We start from the raw sequence: 18144 nt of genomic DNA on the forward strand, positions 1-18144 counted from the left end.
TTGCCGGCTGCGGGCGCCGAGCTCTGGCGTCCGCGCCGCACAAATGCCCGATTGATGTGAGGATCACAAGTTCGGTAAAGTTTCAGTGCCGACTTTTCATCCTCCGCCCGCTCGTCTACCAGTGGACCTGCCATGTTGAGCCGACCCAAATCGACGATAGCCAGGGCAGCACGCGCCTTCGCGACGCTTTCGCTTGCCGCGACGGTCGCTGTGACCAGCACCGTCAGCGCCTTCGCGCAAAACGTGCCGGTGGTGCGCGATGCCGAGATCGAAGCACTGGTGCGCGATTATGCGCGGCCGATCTTCCGGGCCGCCGGCCTGCCGGAAGACGGCGTCGACATCGTGCTGGTCAACGACCAGAGTTTCAACGCCTTCGTTGCCGGATCCCGCATGTTCATCAACACCGGTGCCCTGATGTCGGCGGAGACGCCCAACGAGATCATCGGCGTCATCGCCCATGAAGCCGGCCACATTGCCGGCGGGCACCAGCAAAAATTGCGCAACCAGCTCGAACGCGCCAAGACGATGGCCATCATCGCGACGCTGCTTGGCGCCGGTGCCATCGTTGCCGGCGCCACCACCAAAAGCCGTGGCCTCGCCGGCGCCGGCATGGGGGTTGCAGCCGGCGGCGGCGAGATGGCGCAGCGCAGCATCCTCGCCTATCAGCGCACCGAAGAGATGACCGCCGACCGCTCGGCGATAACCTATCTCAACGCGACCGGCCAGTCCGGCCTGGGCATGCTGAAGACCTTCGGCCGCTTTCAAAGCGCGCTCTCGCTGTCGGGGGCGCAGGTCGACCCCTACCGGATCAGCCATCCGCTTCCGCGGGAGCGCATTGCCAATCTCGAAGTGCTGGTCAAGCAGAGCCCTTATGTCGAGAAGGTCGATCCGCCGGCACTGCAGCAGCGGCACGACATGATGCGCATCAAGATCGCCGCCTATATGGGGGGCAAGGCCGCCGCATCGCGGCTGATGCGCAAGAACCCGGACAGCCTCGCCTCGCAATATGGCGACGCGCAGACGAGCTATCTTTTCGGCGATCTGGCCGGGGCGCTCGCCAAGACCAACGCGCTGATCAAGGCACAGCCGAAAAACCCCTATTTCCAGGAATTGCGCGGCGACATCCTGATGAAGGCGAACAGACCGAAGGCTGCCGCCGAAGCCTATGCCAAGGCGGTCAGCCTCGATCCGGCACGATCCGGGTTGCTGTCGGTCTCCTACGGCCAGGCGCTGATGGCCATTGGCACGCCCGATTCCCTGGAGAAAGCGGTGGTGCAGATCAACAAGGGCCTCGGGCGCGACCGGGAAAACGCCGTCGGTTACCGCCATCTGGCGCAGGCCTATGGCGAACTCGGCAACATCCCGGCCGCGGATCTTGCAACCGCCGAAGGCCATTTCTATTCCGGCGCCTACAAGGATGCCAAGATCTTCGCAATGCGCGCGCAGATGAAAATGAAGCGCGGCGAGCCGGGCTGGATCCGCGCGCAGGACATCATAAACTACGCACCATCAGGCAAGAAAAAGTGAACCTTCCGGCCGTGCGCGGCGACATGTAGTGAACCAATCGGGTCGGGCCGGAAACCAGGCAAGAGGATTAGGGATGATGAACAAGGCAATTCTGCTGGGCACCACGGGAGTGGCGGTCGCTCTCGCCATGCTGGGTTTCGGGTTCGTGACCGGAAGTCCGCAGACGGCAAAGGCCGATGCCGTGCAGATCGCCCAGGCGGCGCCCGCCGACACCAAGATCGACCGGGCCGAAGTCCAAGGCATCATCCGCGACTATCTCCTGAAGAACCCGGAAGTGCTGCTGGAGGCTCAGGAAGCGCTCGAGGCCAAGCAGAAGGAGGCGCAGCGCGTCGCCAGTCTCGCCATCATCAAAAATGCCAAGGACCAGATCTTCAACTCGGCCTTCGACGGCGTCGTCGGCAATCCGAACGGCAAGGTCACCATCGTCGAGTTCTACGATTACAATTGCGGCTACTGCAAACGCGCCATGGAGGACATGCAGACGCTGACGACAGCCGATTCGGACCTGCGCTTCGTGCTCAAGGAGTTCCCGATCCTCGGCCCGGATTCGCAGAAGGCGAGCGTCGTCTCGATGGCCTTCCACCTGATGATGCCGGAGAAATACGGCGAGTTCCACAACGCGCTGCTCGGCGCCCAGGGACGCGCCACCGAAGCGGCGGCCATCAAGGTAGCGCTTTCGCTCGGCGCCGACGAAGCGACGCTGCGCGAGAAGATGAAGGACCCGTCGATCGCCGAGGCCCTCTCCGAGACCTATGACCTTGCCAACAAGCTGGCCATCACCGGAACGCCTTCCTATGTGGTAGGCAACGAGGTGGTGTTCGGGGCGCTCGGCCAGGAAGTGCTGGCGGAGAAGATCGAGGCGGCCAAGGCCGCACTCTGATCGCCCGCTGGCTTTCGGCGCAAGCCATTTTCCGCCTGTTGTGGACAGCGAAAGAACCCACTTGCGCTCTTTTCGCAGGCGTCTAAGCCCATTATAGAGGTCCGGCGCGCCGACTGATGTCGGCGCTGATGTGGTGGATTTGAAGTTCCTGCTACTTTGGTGGCATCAGCGTTCAGGAACTTCAAATCCACCACATCAGAAATGTATAAATTGCCAGTGTGGCTTTGAATCCGAAATTCGTTCAAAGCGCTGCTCCAAGGTATTGCGAATTTCGGATTCAGAATCACACTGGGAAAGGTCGGCATTTTGAAAACGGTTTTCGTCCTGAACGGTCCCAACCTTAACGCGCTCGGCAAACGCGAGCCGGGCATCTATGGCGGCAAGACGCTTGCCGCGATCGCCGACGATTGCAAGCTGGCAGGTGCGGCACTTGGGCTCGAGATCGATTTCCGTCAGTCGAATCATGAGGGCGACCTCGTCGACTGGATACAGGAAGCCGCCGACAAGGCTGTCGGCATCGTCATAAATCCGGGCGCCTACAGCCACACCTCGATCGCTATTCACGACGCCATCCGCTCCGTCGCGCCATTACCCGTCGCCGAAGTTCATCTTTCCAACATCCATGCGCGGGAATCATTTCGCCACGTCTCCATGGTCTCGCCGGTCGCCGTCGGCATGATCTGCGGGTTCGGGCCGCTCGGCTACACACTGGCGCTGCAGGCGCTGGCCGCACGCCTATGACCGGCCAACAAACAGAAGGCTCGAAAATGTCGATAAAGAAGAATGGTGTTGACCAGCAGCTTATCCGCGATCTGGCGGGCATACTGAACGACACCAACCTCACCGAGATCGAGGTCGAGCTGGGCGACTTGAAGGTGCGCGTGTCGCGACAGGCGCCGGCCGTCCATGCGGTCGCCGCACCGCAGCCCGCCTATGCGCCGCCGGCAGCGCAGCCGGCTGCCGCAGCCGCCCCGGCAGCGGCCGACGTGTCCAAGAATGCGGTGGCCTCCCCCATGGTCGGCACCGCCTACCTGGCGCCGTCGCCCGACGCCAAGGCGTTCATCGAGGTCGGCCAGCAGGTCAAGGAAGGCCAGACGCTGCTGATCATCGAGGCGATGAAGACAATGAACCAGATCCCCTCGCCTCGTGCCGGCACGGTGACGGCGATCCTGTTCGAGGATGCGCAGCCGGTCGAATATGGCATGCCGCTCGTCGTGATCGAGTAGAGCCGGGAACAGCCGAAAAATGTTCCAGAAAATCCTCATCGCCAATCGCGGCGAAATCGCGCTGAGAGTGCTGCGCGCCTGCAAGGAGCTTGGCATCCAGACGGTGGTGGTGCATTCGACCGCCGACGCCGACGCCATGCATGTGCGGCTCGCCGACGAGAGCGTCTGCATCGGCCCGCCGCCGTCGCGCGACAGCTATCTCAACATCCACCAGATCGTCGCGGCCTGCGAGATCACCGGCGCCGACGCGGTGCATCCGGGCTACGGATTCCTGTCGGAGAATGCCAAGTTCGCCGATATCCTCGCCGCGCACAACATCACCTTCATCGGTCCGTCCGGCGATCACATCCGCATCATGGGCGACAAGATCGAGGCCAAGCGCACTGCAAAGCGTCTTGGCATTCCGGTGGTGCCCGGCTCCGACGGCGCGGTCACCGAGGAAAAGGACGCCAAACGCATCGCCGCCGAGATCGGCTATCCCGTGATCATCAAGGCGTCGGCCGGCGGCGGCGGACGCGGCATGAAGGTGGCGCGCAGCGAAGCCGATCTTGTGGTCGCGCTGCAGACGGCGCGCTCGGAAGCCGGGGCCGCTTTTGGCGACGACGCCGTCTATATCGAGAAGTATCTCGAAAAGCCGCGCCACATCGAGGTTCAGGTGTTCGGCGACGGTGCCGGCCGCGGCGTGCATTTCGGCGAACGCGACTGTTCGCTGCAGCGCCGCCACCAGAAGGTCTGGGAAGAGGCGCCCTCGCCGGCGCTCAATGCCGAGGAGCGCGCGCATATTGGCGGCGTCTGTGCGAGGGCGATCGCCGATCTCGGCTACTCCGGTGCCGGCACCATCGAGTTCCTCTATGAGAACGGCGAGTTCTATTTCATCGAGATGAACACGCGCCTGCAGGTCGAGCATCCGGTGACGGAGGCGATCACCGGTATCGACCTCGTGCATGAGCAGATCCGCGTCGCCTCGGGCGGCGGGCTTTCGGTGCGCCAGGAAGAGATCCGCTTTCAGGGCCATGCCATCGAATGCCGCATCAATGCCGAGGATCCGCGCACCTTCACGCCCTCGCCCGGCACGATCACCCACTTCCATACGCCGGGCGGCCTCGGCATCCGTGTCGATTCCGGCGTCTATTCCGGCTACAAGATCCCGCCCTACTACGACAGCCTGATCGGCAAGCTGATCGTGCACGGCCGCAACCGTGTCGAATGCATGATGCGCCTGCGGCGGGCGCTCGACGAATTCGTCGTCGACGGCATCAAGACGACACTGCCGCTGTTTCGCGATCTGGTCGGTAATCCCGATATCGCCAATGGCGAGTATGACATCCACTGGCTGGAAAAATATCTGGCGAAAGAGGATTAGGTCGTGAACTTATAGAATATAATGTCGCGATGACCCGTCCCTACGCGCCAGGCTATCGCATCCCGACCGACCTGTTGCTCAAGGCCTACGCCTCGGGCGTCTTTCCGATGGCCGAAAGCGCCACCGATCCCGAAGTGTTCTGGGTGCGGCCGGAGACGCGCGGCATCATCCCGCTCGATGGTTTTCACACGCCCAAAAGCCTGAGGAAGGCGATCCGGAAAGACCTGTTCGACATACGGTTCGATTTCGACTTCGAGGCGACCATCGATGGCTGCGCCGAGAAGCGCGAGGAACGCCGGTCGACCTGGATCAATGCGCCGATCCGCGAGGCCTATATCGAACTCCACCGGATGGGCCATTGCCATTCGGTCGAAGCCTGGCGCGAGGGTCGGCTGGTTGGCGGTCTCTACGGCGTGTCGCTCGGCCGGGTATTCTTCGGCGAAAGCATGTTCGCCAGGGAGACGGACGCGTCGAAGGTCTGCCTGGTGCATCTGGTCGAGCGCCTGAAGGAACGGCATTTTGCGCTGCTCGACACGCAGTTCACCACCGAGCACCTCAAACGCTTCGGCGCGGTCGACGTGCCAAGGGGCAAATATGAAAAGATGCTGGCCGACGCGCTGAAGGGCGAGGCGGTCTTTTTCCCGTGACCTGCGCCAGGGTCAGGTTTTTGCGCCAGGCTCAAGAGGCGTCTGCGCGTGGAACATCATCTTCCAGCCATTGACGCGATGGACATAGCCGGTGCTGACCAGCGCCGCATAAGGCTCGCCATTCTCGCGCGTCGCATGGGCCTCATAGGTCAGCACGACAATGTCGCTGCCCGGCTCGATGATGCCCTTGAGGTCGATGTCGAGATCGCGCCAGCGATTTGGGTCCGTCGCGGTTTCGGCCAGATCGGCGTTGCTTATCGTTTGCGCCATCTGTGGGAAAGCCACCAGGCATTCGGTGTCGGCGTTGGCTTTGAAATAGGCAGCATCGCCGTTCCAGAACCCTTTTTCGAGTTCGAGAAGCTCGCTTTTATTAGCCATCATAGCCACCATGGGAACATCTCCGTAACGCCAGCCATGACCAACGCACGGAGAATAAGGCGGTTCCGGAAGGCTCAGTAGGTGATTCCGAACAGGCGGTCCCGCACCCCAGGCATTCTAGTTGGTCTTGGCCGCGTCGGGTGCCGGCACCTCCGACTTCTGCTTGCAGCCCTTCAGCCAGACGTCGTAGACCGCGTGCTCGACGGCGTTGAGGCCGGGGCTTTCGGCAAACATCCAGCCGGTGAAGATGCGGCGGATCTTCCGATCCAGCGTGATCTCGTCGACCTCGACGAAGGAATCGGTTTTCGGCTCTTCGGTTTGCGGCCGCGAATAGCAGATGCGCGGCGTCACCTGCAGAGCGCCGAACTGCACCGTCTCGTCGATATAGACATCGAAGGTGATGATGCGGCCGGTGATCTTGTCGATACCGGCGAATTCGGCGACGGGATTGGTGATGCGTTGCGGCGCGGCCGGTGCCGCCGGCGCCACTGTCGCATCCGGTTCCATTGGCGCATCCGGGTCCACTGGCGCCCCCGGCTCCATTGGCGGCTCCAGCTCCATCGGCGCCCCCGGATCCATTGGCGGCTCCAGCTCCATCGGTGCCCCCGGTTCCACTGGCGCCTCAAGCGTCTGTGCGGCGACCATGCTAAAAGCCGCAAAAGCGGCGGCGGCCACCGTCAGTCCGCCCATCGAGATTCGGCTGAAAATGCTCATGCAAGGGTCCGGTGGTTTGCGCCCGGGGTGATTCTGTCGCGCCCAAGGCTAGTGGCTGCTGTCAGATCGGCAAGCAGCTAAACGCCAATTGTGGCGATAAAGGACCGATCCGCCGCGACGAGCGGTTACGAACCCGGCGTCCAGGCGTCGTAATCGCCCGTCACCTGCGGGCGGTGCTGGTTGGTGAGCACAGAGCCCTTGGGGCGATAGGCGGCGGCACTTCCGGTGAGGTTCGGCTGATGCGGCTTCTGCCAGTCGCGTAGCTTGTAATTGTCGCTCGGCGGCGCGATGTCGACGCGGTGATGCATCCAGCCATGCCAGCCGGGCGGAATCATCGAGGCTTCCGCATAGTCTCGATAGATGACCCAGCGGCGGGTGCGGCCTTCCGAATCGACACCACCCTCGTAGTAGACGTTGCCAGCCTCGTCCTGCCCGACTTTCTTGCCATGCCGCCAGGTGTGGAAGCGCGTGCCCAGCGTCTGGCTGTTCCACCAGGTGAAAAACTGCAGCAGGAAAGTCTTCATCCAAATCCTCGTGGCAAGCCCTCGCGGCGGCAGCGGCGGCGCCTGTTTCCTGCTTATGGCGTCAGGCCATCGCTAAGGCAAGGGTTTTGCCGCAAGCGCCGCGCAAATGGCTGTCAGAAAACCGATGCAAACCCGGCGGGCCTTTCGCGGCGGTCGAAGCATGCCTTGCCAAGGCTGCCCCGTCTTTCTAAAGCTCTGCGCGTCCCATGCAGGTATCCAGTCTGATTGACGGTTGAGGGAGGTAAAGATGGCCCCGGATTCATCCGACCCTGAGCTGCGAATCAGTGCCAGCTCCATTCGCCTGCGCAAGGGCGGCGTGCCGGTCGTCTGCCTCACCGCCTACACCTATCCCGTCGCTCGCCTGCTCGACGATCATGTCGACCTGCTTCTGGTCGGCGACAGCGTCGCCATGGTTCTCCATGGCCACAAGACCACGCTGGGCGCTTCGCTGGAGATGATGATCGCCCATGGACAAGCGGTGATGCGGGGTTCGGCCAGGGCCTGCGTGGTGGTCGACATGCCGGCCGGAAGCTATGAGGCAACGCCGCGCCAAGCCGTCGCCTCGGCTCGGCGGATCGTCAACCAAACCGGTTGTCAGGCCGTCAAGCTGGAGGGCGGCGTTACCGTTGCCCGGCAGATCGCGGCGATCGTCGCTGCCGGCATTCCGGTCATGGGACATATCGGCTTGCAGCCGCAATCGGTGGAAAGCGACGGCGGCTACAGGATCAAGGGCCGTACCGAGGAGAATGTGGCGGCGCTTTATCGCGACGCCCGCGCGGTCGAGAAGGCCGGCGCGTTTTCGGTAGTCATCGAAGGCACCGTCGAGACCGTCGCCGCCGACCTCACCCGGCACATTTCCATTCCAACCATCGGCATCGGCGCCAGCGGAGACTGCGACGGCCAGATCCTGGTCATCGACGATATGGTCGGCCTGACCGTCGACCGCGTGCCGAAATTCGTCAAGCAATATGCCGACCTGCGCAGCGTCATATCGCAGGCGGCAGCCAACTATGCAGCGGAGGTGCGAAGCCGGACATTCCCCGGCCCGAACCACGTCTTTTCGGCCGCAGCCGAACAAGGGCAAAGAATGAGTTGGGACAAAGAATGAGCCGAGACAAAGCATGAGCCGGCCTCTCATCGTCGACAGCGTCGCCGCCCTTCGCGCGCAAATCCGCGACTGGCGTCGCGATGGCCTCAGCCTTGCCATGGTGCCGACCATGGGTGCACTGCATGACGGCCATGTCTCGCTGATCGGGATCGCACTCGAAAAGGCCGATCGCTGCGTTGTCTCGATCTTCGTCAACCCGACGCAGTTCGCGCCGAGCGAAGACCTCGACAAATATCCGCGCCAACTCGCCCGCGACCTCGACCGGCTGGCCGAGACCGGCGCCCAACTCACTTTCACCCCTGGTGTGGCGGAGATGTATCCGGCTGGCTTCGCCACAAGGATCTCGGTCGGCGGGCCAGCCGCCGGGCTGGAATCGGATTTCCGTCCGACCTTCTTCGACGGCGTCGCGACGGTCGTGGCAAAGCTCTTCCTGCAGGCGTCGCCCGACTGTGCGGTCTTCGGTGAAAAGGACTACCAGCAGCTTTGCGTCGTCAGGCAGCTCTGCCGCGACCTCGATCTGCCGGTGGAAATCATCGGCGCGCCAACGGTACGCGACGCACATGGCCTCGCCATGTCCTCACGCAATGCGTATCTGAGCGAAGCCGAGCTGGAGGTGGCGCGCCAGCTTAACGCCATATTGCGCCGGACGGCGGCGGCACTAGCGGCAGGCGCGGATGAAGGCAGCGCGACCGCCGAGGCCAGCCGCGCGCTCGTCAAGGCTGGCTTCGACAAAATCGATTATGTCGCGGCGCGCGAGAGCCTGACGCTCGCCCCATGGCGGATAAACCGTGACGGACGCCTGCTCGCAGCCGCCTGGCTGGGCAAGACCCGGCTGATCGACAATGTGGAAGTTCCCTCCGCCTAAAGCGCGTCGCGTTTGGATGGATTCATGCGACGCGCTTTAAGTCCTTGTTTTGATGCATGTCGTTATCGCAAGACCGCTTCGCACTTTTGCGCGACGTGCATTAGGCCAATCAGGCGACCTTAAGATCCTTCATCGCCTTCTCGTAGACATCTTTGATCGGCTTGGATACATCTTCGGCGGCTTTCGTCGCGGCCGCCTGAAACTCCTTGCCCTGCTCGACGGTCTTTTCCACCTGCTTGCGCAGGAAGGCAGTCTGCAGTTCGATGAACTCGGAGGGCGATTTCACGGCAACCAGGGCTTCCAGGTGAGAAAAGCTGGCCTCAACATTTGCGCGCAGCGCGGCGATCGTCTTCAGCGACAGCTCATTGCCAGCGGTCTTGGCTGTTTCGAAGGATGACTCAAGAGCCTTTTGAGTCGCCTCGGCGCCGGTAGCCAATTTCGATAAGGCTTCTTTCGACTGCTCGACGCCCTTTTCGGCGACAGCGCGGAACTGATCGGTTGCCGCGGTCGGGACTTCTGCATTCTCGATGATTTCAGCAGTTTTATCAGCGGTCTTGGTCATAGTTTCCATCCTTTGCGGTGGGCGACCTTGTAGAAAAGCCGTCTCGTTCATCTAGCAGCGTGACGTTACGGCATCTGCAGTGCATTGCAATATTTTTGTGCGTCGCACCATGCCTTTTTTGCCTCAGCGTTAGCCACTGCTGAATTCTTACCGGGCGTGTTTTGCGGACGACAGCTGAGAAAGTATTCGGGCAAGAATTGCAAAACAGTGGCCCGCTTCATCGCGCCTGTCCGATACACGGTTCGCCCCGCGAATTACGGAATTACGGTGACAGTGCACTTTTATTTCCCCGCCTGCCGCGTTTTCCGGATTTCACGGTTTTTTCGGTTTTGCTCGGCAATCCGATCCAGAAGTGCTTCGCTGCCCACCGGCCAGCACAGCCGAGCAAACAGGGCAAACACTGCACTGTCACCCTAATTCACCCTAATTCCAATCTGCATATTTTTAGACCTTTGTGGACGACATCTTCAGAATCCAAGCTACCCGGCCGGCTCGGCTACAATTCGGCCAAAATCATGGTGCGGTCCTGCGCGCTCCAGGAGCGCAGCATCGATGCTCGGCTGGATGAGAACGTTTCCTGGCGCGGATCCCAACCTTGATACCGGCACATGTCGAGCGGCTGCTCCCCTATCTGTTCCTGCTTGCATTGACCTGCATCGCGGTCGCCTTCCGGCCGCTCCTGCCTGTCGATGAAACGCGATATCTCAGCGTCACCTGGGAGATGTATCTGAGCGGACAGATCTTCGTTCCGACGATGAATTTCGCGCCCTATCTGCAAAAGCCGCCGCTGCTGTTCTGGCTTATCGACCTGGCCTGGGACATTTTCGGCGCAAGTCGGGTTGCCGCGATGCTCGTCATCTTCGTCGCGTCGTCGCTCGTCATCTGGCTGACGACGCGTCTGACAAAAACCCTCTTTCCCAGGCGCGACGACATCGCAAGCCGTATCCCTTGGCTCGTCGCCGGAAGCACCATCTTCGTGATTTATTCGACGCTGATCCTGTTCGACATGCTGCTGACAATCTTCGTGCTCGCCGCGCTTTTGTCGTTGCTTGCCTTTGCCAAAAACGGCAACCATTGGCACGCCGTGCTGGCGGGATTGTTCATCGGACTGGGTGTTTTGACGAAAGGTCCGGTGGTGCTCATCCATGTCGGCGCCCCTATCCTGCTCTATCCGTTCTGGCGCGATCGGCAGGGCGGGCTGGCGATGCCGAAATTTTTTGCCGGGGCGGGTCTGGCAATTCTCGCCGCATTGATCCCGGTGGCGATCTGGCTGGTGCCGGCGACCATCCAGACGAAAGGCAACTTCGTCTACGACCTTGTCTGGAACCAGTCGGCAGGGCGTGTCACCGGCAACCTGCACAACTCCCATGGCCGGCCGTTCTATTTCTATGTCGTGCTGCTGCCGATCATGCTCATACCGTGGATCTTCATACCCGAAGTGTGGCGGCTGAAGCTGGGCGCCCGGATACGTGGCCTGATCGACACGAAATCGCCGGACCTGCGCGCACTGCGCCTGCTGTCGTTCTCGTTCGTCGCGGTTTTACTGGTTTTCAGCGCGATATCCGGCAAGCAACCTCACTATCTGGTGCCGATGCTGCCATTTGCGACCATCCTGTTCGGGTATTTCATGGCGGAGATTCCCCCCGCGAGGCTCAGAAACTCGGCCTTCGTCCTGCTCGCAATTTTCGGCATCGGCCATGCCGCAGCATCAGCGACCGCTTTCAGACGCGAAGATCTCATGCCGCTGGCCAATTTCATCGCCGAGCGAAAGAACGCCGACTGGGCCGTCGCCTTCGACTACCAGGACGAGGTCGGCTTCCTGGCCCGGCTGCAGAAGCCGTTCGAAAGCACCGACAATCCTGAGGAATGGCTTCGCTCGCATCCTGGTGGCTATGTCATCGACAAATCCAAGGACACTGGGACGTCGGAGCAAATCGCTTTCCGCCTTCACGTCGAACGAGGCTATCTTGTCGTCCTCAAGGGACAGCATTGAGGGCGCCGCAACCGACCGCGCAGCCCGTAAAACGCAACTGACTGCGACATATCCGGGCAGACAAATCTATCCGATCGCCTTCTCGCCGGCAGCCCTGAACCGCCGCCACAGTCGGCGGTGTTGCCGGCGGGCAAAAACCCTTTCGAGCGATAGAAGGCGACGGCCGGAGCGTTTGCCTCTTCCACTTCGACACGCAGCGTCCGCGCCTCCGGAAAGCTGGCCTCGACCTCTTCCAGCAGCGCCTGGCGATCCCTTGCCTCTGGCAGGTCGGATGCACGTAAAGCTGGTTCAGCATGACGATCTTCGCATCCGTGGTGGCTGCGGCGAAAGCCACGCCGCCGATGAGCCTGCCGTCGTCTGCGACCAGGAATTCGGAGTTCGGCCGTGTCAGCAGCGCTCTACAGCGCCGCGCCCCCTTTCGGACGCGCAAAGGACGCTGTAGCACTTTTGATTTTGCGCATGATCCTTTCCGAAATCGATCCCGATTTCGGGGCATGCCCTGAGCGAGGCGATCCAATGCCATTCGTCAGTGATCTCGGTGATTTTGGCAGCACCATAGATGGCGTCATAGGTGGCATGCCACGTTTCGACCAGCAGCGCCCGGATGGCAACCAGATCGCGTTCGCTGGCGGTGCGAACGAACATCGGTTTTCTCGCTGACGGCTCGGCTATGCTTCGACAGGTCTGCGTTTGAGATCGATCACGGCAAGCAGCACGACCCAGATGAGGAGCACCAGGCTGCCCGCCATGTTGGCCGCCATGGCGATATCGGAGAAACCTGTTGCCGCCGTGGCGACGCCGCCAATCAGGACGCCAACAGCCCCTGCGCTGCCGAGCAACGACATCCAGACTGGACAGTGCTTCGCCTGTTGCAGCGCGATGCTGGCGAGCAGGACGGTCAGGCCGAGCAGCACGGCGCTCACCGCGGCAAAGCCGATTTCGATCTGCCGCACCGCAAAGGCAGCGTTGAACAGCGATGCCTTTGCCGCATCGTCAGCCATGGCCCATGCGTTGACCATAGCCTTCAGGGCGATGCCGTCGACTGCCTGCAAAGCCGCCGCAGCCGCAAGCGACGCCGCGCCAAATACGATGGTGAGCAGAGCAAAGCCCCGCGCCGGACCGTCGAACAGACGGCCAATGATCAAAAGCATGCCGGCGATCATCGCCACGACACCGGCAAGTTGGGCCATGTGACTAAAAAGCCAATTGTGATCGGCGGAATACTCACCGAAGGCGCGAAGCGCATCACTCGGGTCCTCATGCATCGGATGCAACAGCGTGCCGACGAAAAGCAGCACGGCACCTGCGATCAGCAGCGCCGACGAGAGACCTGCCTGATTGCGCGGCCGTGGTCTTGCGTTCATTGCGCTATTCGATCCCGAGCTTGGCCTTGACGAGATCGTTGACCGCTTGCGGGTTGGCCTTGCCGCCTGTCGCCTTCATCACCTGGCCGACGAACCAGCCGGCCATGGTCGGCTTGGCGCGCGCCTGCTCGACCTTGTCCGGATTGGCTGATATCACCTCGTCGACCGCCTTTTCGATGGCGCCGCTGTCGGTGACCTGCTTCATGCCGCGGCTTTCGACCAACTGGCGCGGATCGCCGCCTTCGTTCCAGACGATCTCGAACAGATCCTTGGCGATCTTGCCGGAGATGGTGCCCTCCTTGATCAGGTCGATGACCGCGCCGAGCTGATCGGGCGAAACCGAAGCATTTTCAATACTCTTGCCGGCTCTGTTCACCGCACCCAGCAGATCGTTGATGACCCAGTTGGCGGCAAGCTTGCCGTCGCGACCAGCGGCCACCTTCTCGAAATAGTCGGCGACGGCCTTTTCCGACACCAGGATCGAGGCGTCGTAGGTCGACAGGCCAAGCGAGGAGATCAGCCGCGCCTTCTTGGCGTCGGGCAGTTCAGGCAGATCCTTTGCCAACGCATCGACATAGGCCTGGTCGAATTCCAGCGGCAGAAGATCGGGATCCGGGAAATAGCGGTAGTCGTGCGCTTCTTCCTTGGAACGCATCGAGCGCGTCTCGCCCTTGTTGGGGTCGAACAGCCGCGTTTCCTGGTCGATTTTGCCGCCATCCTCGAGGATGGCGATCTGGCGGCGCGCCTCGTAGTCGATGGCCTGGCCGATGAAGCGGATGGAGTTGACGTTCTTGATCTCGCAGCGCGTGCCGAATTCGCCGCCGGGACGGCGCACCGAGACGTTGACGTCGGCGCGCAACGAGCCTTCGTCCATATTGCCGTCGCAAGTGCCGAGATAGCGCACGATGGTGCGCAGCTTGGTGACATAGGCCTTGGCCTCGTCGGCGGAGCGCATGTCGGGCTTGGAGACGATCTCCATCAACGCCACGCCGGAGCGGTTGAGGTCGACATAGGACATCGTCGCATGCTGATCGTGCATCGACTTGCCGGCGTCCTGCTCCAGATGCAGGCGCTCGATGCCGACCTCGATGTCCTCGAATTCGCCCTGCCGGTCCGGGCCGACCGAGACGATCACCTTGCCCTCGCCGACGATCGGCTGCTTGAACTGCGAGATCTGATAGCCCTGCGGCAAATCGGGATAAAAATAGTTCTTCCGGTCGAAGACCGATTTGTGGTTGATCTCGGCCTTCAGCCCGAGGCCGGTGCGGATCGCCTGCTTGACGCATTCCTCGTTGATGACCGGAAGCATGCCCGGCATCGCCGCATCGACCAGGCTGACATTGGCGTTTGGCGGCGCACCGAAAGCCGTCGAGGCGCCGGAGAACAGCTTTGCTTGCGAGGTCACCTGCGCGTGCACCTCGAGGCCGATGATGATTTCCCAGTCGCCGGTGGCACCTGATATCAGGCGCTTGGCGTCGGGTGTGCGGGTATCGATGAGGGTCATAGTGGCCTGCGAGTTATCGGTGACGGAATTCACTTCTCAACGTGAATTCCGTCACGTCCGACGTGAAAGTCACTGGCTAGTGCAAACCACAAAAAGAGACAAGCGCAAAGCCAAAGCTGGCGCTCCACATCGAATCCAGCCGGCCGGCTGAAGAAATAAGGCGTCACGCCGTCGCGATGTAGGCCCTGATCTCCGCGGCCTCGCGCTCGACATCCTCGATGCGCCGCTTGACCACATCACCTATGGACACGATGCCGTCGAGCAGGCCGTCCTTTTCCACAGGCAGATGGCGGAAACGGCCACTGGTCATGATCTCCATGACCTCGTTGACGGTGTGGTTCTCATTACAGATCTTCACCTTGGGCGTCATTGCCGAACGCACCGCGATATCCAGTGCGGCGGCTCCTTCCCTGGCGAGGACCCGCACGACGTCGCGCTCGGAAAGAATACCGACGATCTTATGATCGCCATTGGTGATGACCAGCGCACCGATCCTGTGTTCGGCCAGGATGCGAATGGCCTCGCTCAGCTTTTCGTTCGGCCCGAGCGTCAACACGTCATGGCCTTTCTGCTCGAGAATTGCCTTAACAGTCATGGCGTCCTCCTCAGTTTTACTTGCCGGTTCCTGCCCTGACCGGCTTTCCTTTTGCGCATGACCCCGAAAATCGGCCCCGATTTTCGGAAGGATCATGCGAAGTTCTACAGCGTCCTTTGCGCGTCCAAGAGGACGCGCGGCGCTGTAGTGAACATCGTGCGCCGCGATCGATTGCATTTCAAGTGCGGCGATGCTTAAGCCGTGAACTCATCCGGCTGCTGCCGTCGATCGAAAGCGCGCAGGCCGAAGAAGCCGGCGACGAAACCGCCAATATGCGCCTCCCAGGCGATCTGGCTGTCGATGCCGGGCGCGAAGGCAACGAGGCCCGTGGCGAGATTGATCACCACCCAGATGGCAAGAAAAGTCACAACGCCGCGCGAGCGGAACACTGCCGCCATCGGCAGCGGCGCGCCGGCGAAGGCGGCTTTGCCGGACGAGCGGTCCGTGCGGAAGCCAAAGCGGGCGGCGGCCCCCATCATGCCGGAAATCGCCCCCGATGCGCCGACCAGCGGCGCCTGGCCGAGCGGATGCACGGCCCAGAACAACAGCACCGCCGCCAGCCCCGTCGCCGCGAAGAACAGGCTGAAACGAAGCGCGCCGAAGCGGTTCGCCAGCGGTGAGCCGAAAGCCGCCAGCCACACCATGTTTACGGCAAGATGAGCAAAGCCGCCATGCAGGAAGGCATAAGTGAAGGGGCTCGAAAACGCGTGGAAATCGAGGTCGAAGCGACCGGAATAGCGGATCGGGATAAAGGCGGTCCGGATCAGCAGGGAGAAATCCTGGTCCTCGGTGAGCCAGTAGAGCCGGATCAGATGAACGACGACGCAGATGCCGATCACCGCCAGCACAACCGGCGGCATGTTGAATACCGGCTCGCGAAGACGCTCCGGCTCGCGGCCGACAGGTCCGCCCTCGCCCTGTTCGATTTCCGATGGGCTTGCTGGTTCGTTCATTGGCTCGCACTCAGTCGCTGGATTCGACTTCGCGAGCATGTAGATCACGGCCACCCGATTCACAAAGGGGCGAATCGCCCCACGCAAATCACAACCGGGGGCGAATCAAAATTGGCGCGAATCAAAAAGAAGCCGTCCAAGGTTTTCCTTGAACGGCTGGTCGAGCCCCCATGCTCCCCCAAACTCTTGACTGAACTGCTGCCGATCGCTGCGAAACGACCGCTTCTGGAGTGGTTTTAGCGTGCCACGGGCGTGGCCGGGGCGCAACGTAAACCACTTGTTAACCTTAACGACCCCGACCCGTGAACAAGTGTTAACGATGCTGGCACGCATCCTGCTCCGCAACGCATGTAGGTCCTCGGAGGGCGCCCTTCTGTTCACCGATGGGACATCAGACGACAGATTGCGCGGAGCAGCATAACATGAACCAGAACGGATCGATCACGCTGTTCCATTATTGGAACCGGCTGCGTGACGGGCGCCCTGCCCCGAAGCGTTCGGAAGTCGAGCCAGCCGACATCAAGTCGTTGCTGGCCGACACATTCATCCTGGAAAAGGATACGCGCGGCGAAGCGGTATTCCGGCTCGCCGGCACCAGGCTTTGCGCGGTCTATGGCCGTGAACTCAAGGGGTTTTCCTTCCCCTCTCTATGGCGCGAGAAGGACCAGCGGCTTATCTCGAAACTGATCCACGGCGTCTTCGATCAGAAATCCGTATTGCTCATCACCTATGAAGGTTTCAGCCGCACCGACCGTTCCAGCAAGTTCGAGCTGCTCGCCCTGCCGCTCGACGGCGGCGTCGAAAATCCGCGCTGCCTCGGCGTGATAAGCGCTGCTGAAAAGCCCTTCTGGCTGGGCGCGGACCCGATCGCCGACGCCCTGATCGATTCGATCCGCGTCGTCGATCCGGAGAAGGAACCGATATTCGCCAAGAACCGGCCGGCCATCGACGTTCCCTCGCTTGTCCCGTCGGAACTCGATCCGCCCCAGACGATTTCGGCGCTCGGCCAGGCGCGCCGCATCCGCCATCTGGTCGTGTTCGACGGCGGGCGCGGGTAATAATCCAAAACTCTAAAGTAGCGGTGTCAGGCTTTCCCCTTTGTTAACCCGCTTCGCTGTAGCTTTCTGACGAAGTTCCTCGCATCAACGCGCGGAATACCAGACGGGGTGTAGGCAGTCATGAGGTCAGCGGCGGTCGACACCGCGCCGTCCCGAGCTGAAAGGCGTAACTTTCAGCGCGTTCGCGTGAAAATCTACGGACGCTTCATGCTGGAGGATCGCACCGAACATCCATGCCAGGTGGTCGATATGTCGCCGGGCAATGTAGCGCTTCGCACCGAGCGCATCGGCATGCCGGGCGAGAAAGTCATCGCCTACATCGATCACATCGGCCGCATCGAAGGAGTCGTCACCCGCATCCTGCAGGATGGTTTCGCGATGACGGTCATCGCCTCGGAACGCAAGAAGGACAAGCTTGCCGCGCAGTTGACCTGGCTCGCCAACAAGCACGAGCTTGATCTGCCGGAAGATCGTCGTCACGAACGCGTGGCGCCGCGCAATCCGACCAGTGTGCTTCAGCTCAGTGATGGGCGCCAGTACCAGTGCCGCATCATCGACCTGTCGCTTTCGGGCGCCGCGGTCGAGATCGACGTCAAGCCGGCAATCGGCATCCAGGTCATGCTCGGCACGATGCGCGGCCAGGTGGTGCGCCATTTCGAGGACGGCGTCGCCATCGAGTTCGCGGTCATCCAGCGGCCCGAAACACTCGATTCCGAATTCAACGCACCCGGCACCTGACAAACAACACGGTTTCCGCAATCGAACCGGCCCATTTCGGCCGGTTTTTTGTTGCCCCGATGCCGCGCCAAGGCGCCGCGCCGGCCGATACGGATCCGCGAGAACGCCTCAACATTTTGTACTGGAATGATTCAAATTTTATGTG

General features: G+C 61.6%; 19 protein-coding genes and 1 pseudogene. 11 read left to right on the forward strand and 9 right to left on the reverse strand.

All coding sequences use genetic code 11. The annotated features are described in order from the left end of the window. The first annotated feature begins 132 nt into the window (after positions 1–132). From A9K68_RS20160 to aat, 6 genes are all read left to right on the forward strand, one after another. Positions 133–1527, forward strand: coding sequence for a M48 family metalloprotease (locus tag A9K68_RS20160; RefSeq protein ID WP_065008209.1), 1395 nt, complete (start codon positions 133–135; stop codon positions 1525–1527). Positions 1528–1603: 76 nt separating this feature from the next. Then, positions 1604–2407 carry a DsbA family protein gene (locus tag A9K68_RS20165; RefSeq protein ID WP_065008301.1) on the forward strand — a complete coding sequence of 268 codons (804 nt, stop codon included), beginning with the start codon at positions 1604–1606 and terminating at the stop codon, positions 2405–2407. Positions 2408–2713: 306 nt separating this feature from the next. Next, positions 2714–3148 (forward strand): type II 3-dehydroquinate dehydratase, encoded by a 435-nt coding sequence (aroQ, locus tag A9K68_RS20170; protein ID WP_029353818.1) that lies wholly within the window; start codon positions 2714–2716, stop codon positions 3146–3148. A 26-nt stretch (positions 3149–3174) separates the two neighbouring features. Next, positions 3175–3633 carry an acetyl-CoA carboxylase biotin carboxyl carrier protein gene (accB, locus tag A9K68_RS20175; protein WP_029353815.1) on the forward strand — a complete coding sequence of 153 codons (459 nt, stop codon included), beginning with the start codon at positions 3175–3177 and terminating at the stop codon, positions 3631–3633. Positions 3634–3652: 19 nt separating this feature from the next. Then, positions 3653–4996, forward strand: a complete 1344-nt coding sequence (gene accC / locus A9K68_RS20180) for an acetyl-CoA carboxylase biotin carboxylase subunit (protein WP_065008208.1) — start codon at positions 3653–3655, stop codon at positions 4994–4996. Between the two features lie 29 nt (positions 4997–5025). Further along, a complete protein-coding gene (gene aat / locus A9K68_RS20185) occupies positions 5026–5643 on the forward strand; it encodes a leucyl/phenylalanyl-tRNA--protein transferase (protein ID WP_065008207.1) in 618 nt (205 codons plus the stop codon). Positions 5644–5655: 12 nt separating this feature from the next. On the opposite strand, the gene A9K68_RS20190 is transcribed toward aat, so the two are convergent. The 3 genes from A9K68_RS20190 to A9K68_RS20200 all read right to left on the reverse strand — a co-directional run bounded on the left by A9K68_RS20190 (position 5656) and on the right by A9K68_RS20200 (position 7259). Then, a complete protein-coding gene (locus A9K68_RS20190) occupies positions 5656–6024 on the reverse strand; it encodes a hypothetical protein (protein ID WP_203546934.1) in 369 nt (122 codons plus the stop codon). A gap of 114 nt (positions 6025–6138) precedes the next feature. Further along, entirely contained in the window at positions 6139–6564 is a 426-nt protein-coding gene (locus tag A9K68_RS20195; protein ID WP_065008300.1) for a DUF2155 domain-containing protein, read from the reverse strand. Between the two features lie 296 nt (positions 6565–6860). After that, entirely contained in the window at positions 6861–7259 is a 399-nt protein-coding gene (locus A9K68_RS20200) for an NADH:ubiquinone oxidoreductase subunit NDUFA12 (protein ID WP_065008205.1), read from the reverse strand. Between the two features lie 247 nt (positions 7260–7506). Between A9K68_RS20200 and panB the strand changes: the two genes are divergently transcribed. Together panB and panC are read left to right on the forward strand one after the other, a co-directional pair. Then, complete coding sequence (gene panB, locus A9K68_RS20205; RefSeq protein ID WP_065008204.1) at positions 7507–8367, forward strand: 3-methyl-2-oxobutanoate hydroxymethyltransferase; 861 nt, start codon at positions 7507–7509, stop codon at positions 8365–8367. Positions 8368–8380: 13 nt separating this feature from the next. Further along, positions 8381–9232 carry a pantoate--beta-alanine ligase gene (gene panC / locus A9K68_RS20210; protein ID WP_065008203.1) on the forward strand — a complete coding sequence of 284 codons (852 nt, stop codon included), beginning with the start codon at positions 8381–8383 and terminating at the stop codon, positions 9230–9232. Positions 9233–9341: 109 nt separating this feature from the next. Here the strand turns inward: panC and A9K68_RS20215 are convergent, their stop codons facing one another. Beyond that, positions 9342–9794, reverse strand: coding sequence for a phasin (locus A9K68_RS20215; protein ID WP_065008202.1), 453 nt, complete (start codon positions 9792–9794; stop codon positions 9342–9344). 595 nt (positions 9795–10389) lie between these two features. Between A9K68_RS20215 and A9K68_RS20220 the strand changes: the two genes are divergently transcribed. Continuing rightward, positions 10390–11787 carry a glycosyltransferase family 39 protein gene (locus tag A9K68_RS20220; RefSeq protein WP_065008201.1) on the forward strand — a complete coding sequence of 466 codons (1398 nt, stop codon included), beginning with the start codon at positions 10390–10392 and terminating at the stop codon, positions 11785–11787. Positions 11788–11870: 83 nt separating this feature from the next. On the opposite strand, the pseudogene A9K68_RS20225 reads toward A9K68_RS20220, so the two are convergent. The 5 genes and pseudogenes from A9K68_RS20225 to A9K68_RS20245 all read right to left on the reverse strand — a co-directional run. Next, positions 11871–12432 (reverse strand): annotated as a pseudogene (locus tag A9K68_RS20225) (GNAT family N-acetyltransferase); the annotation flags it as partial. A 23-nt stretch (positions 12433–12455) separates the two neighbouring features. Further along, positions 12456–13151, reverse strand: a complete 696-nt coding sequence (locus tag A9K68_RS20230) for a hypothetical protein (RefSeq protein ID WP_065008199.1) — start codon at positions 13149–13151, stop codon at positions 12456–12458. 4 nt (positions 13152–13155) lie between these two features. Next, entirely contained in the window at positions 13156–14655 is a 1500-nt protein-coding gene (gene gatB, locus A9K68_RS20235) for an Asp-tRNA(Asn)/Glu-tRNA(Gln) amidotransferase subunit GatB (protein WP_065008198.1), read from the reverse strand. A gap of 163 nt (positions 14656–14818) precedes the next feature. Next, positions 14819–15250 (reverse strand): CBS domain-containing protein, encoded by a 432-nt coding sequence (locus A9K68_RS20240; protein WP_023798170.1) that lies wholly within the window; start codon positions 15248–15250, stop codon positions 14819–14821. A gap of 194 nt (positions 15251–15444) precedes the next feature. Beyond that, a complete protein-coding gene (locus A9K68_RS20245; RefSeq protein WP_065008299.1) occupies positions 15445–16203 on the reverse strand; it encodes a rhomboid family intramembrane serine protease in 759 nt (252 codons plus the stop codon). 422 nt (positions 16204–16625) lie between these two features. Here A9K68_RS20245 and A9K68_RS20250 point away from each other — a divergent pair, with 422 nt between their 5' ends. Both A9K68_RS20250 and A9K68_RS20255 read left to right on the forward strand, forming a co-directional pair. Further along, positions 16626–17261 carry a PAS domain-containing protein gene (locus A9K68_RS20250; RefSeq protein WP_065008197.1) on the forward strand — a complete coding sequence of 212 codons (636 nt, stop codon included), beginning with the start codon at positions 16626–16628 and terminating at the stop codon, positions 17259–17261. 120 nt (positions 17262–17381) lie between these two features. Continuing rightward, positions 17382–17999, forward strand: a complete 618-nt coding sequence (locus A9K68_RS20255; protein ID WP_065008196.1) for a PilZ domain-containing protein — start codon at positions 17382–17384, stop codon at positions 17997–17999. Positions 18000–18144 lie beyond the last annotated feature (145 nt).

Source organism: Mesorhizobium sp. AA22 (genome assembly GCF_001672375.2).
Taxonomy (GTDB): Bacteria; Pseudomonadota; Alphaproteobacteria; order Rhizobiales; family Rhizobiaceae; genus Mesorhizobium; species Mesorhizobium wenxiniae.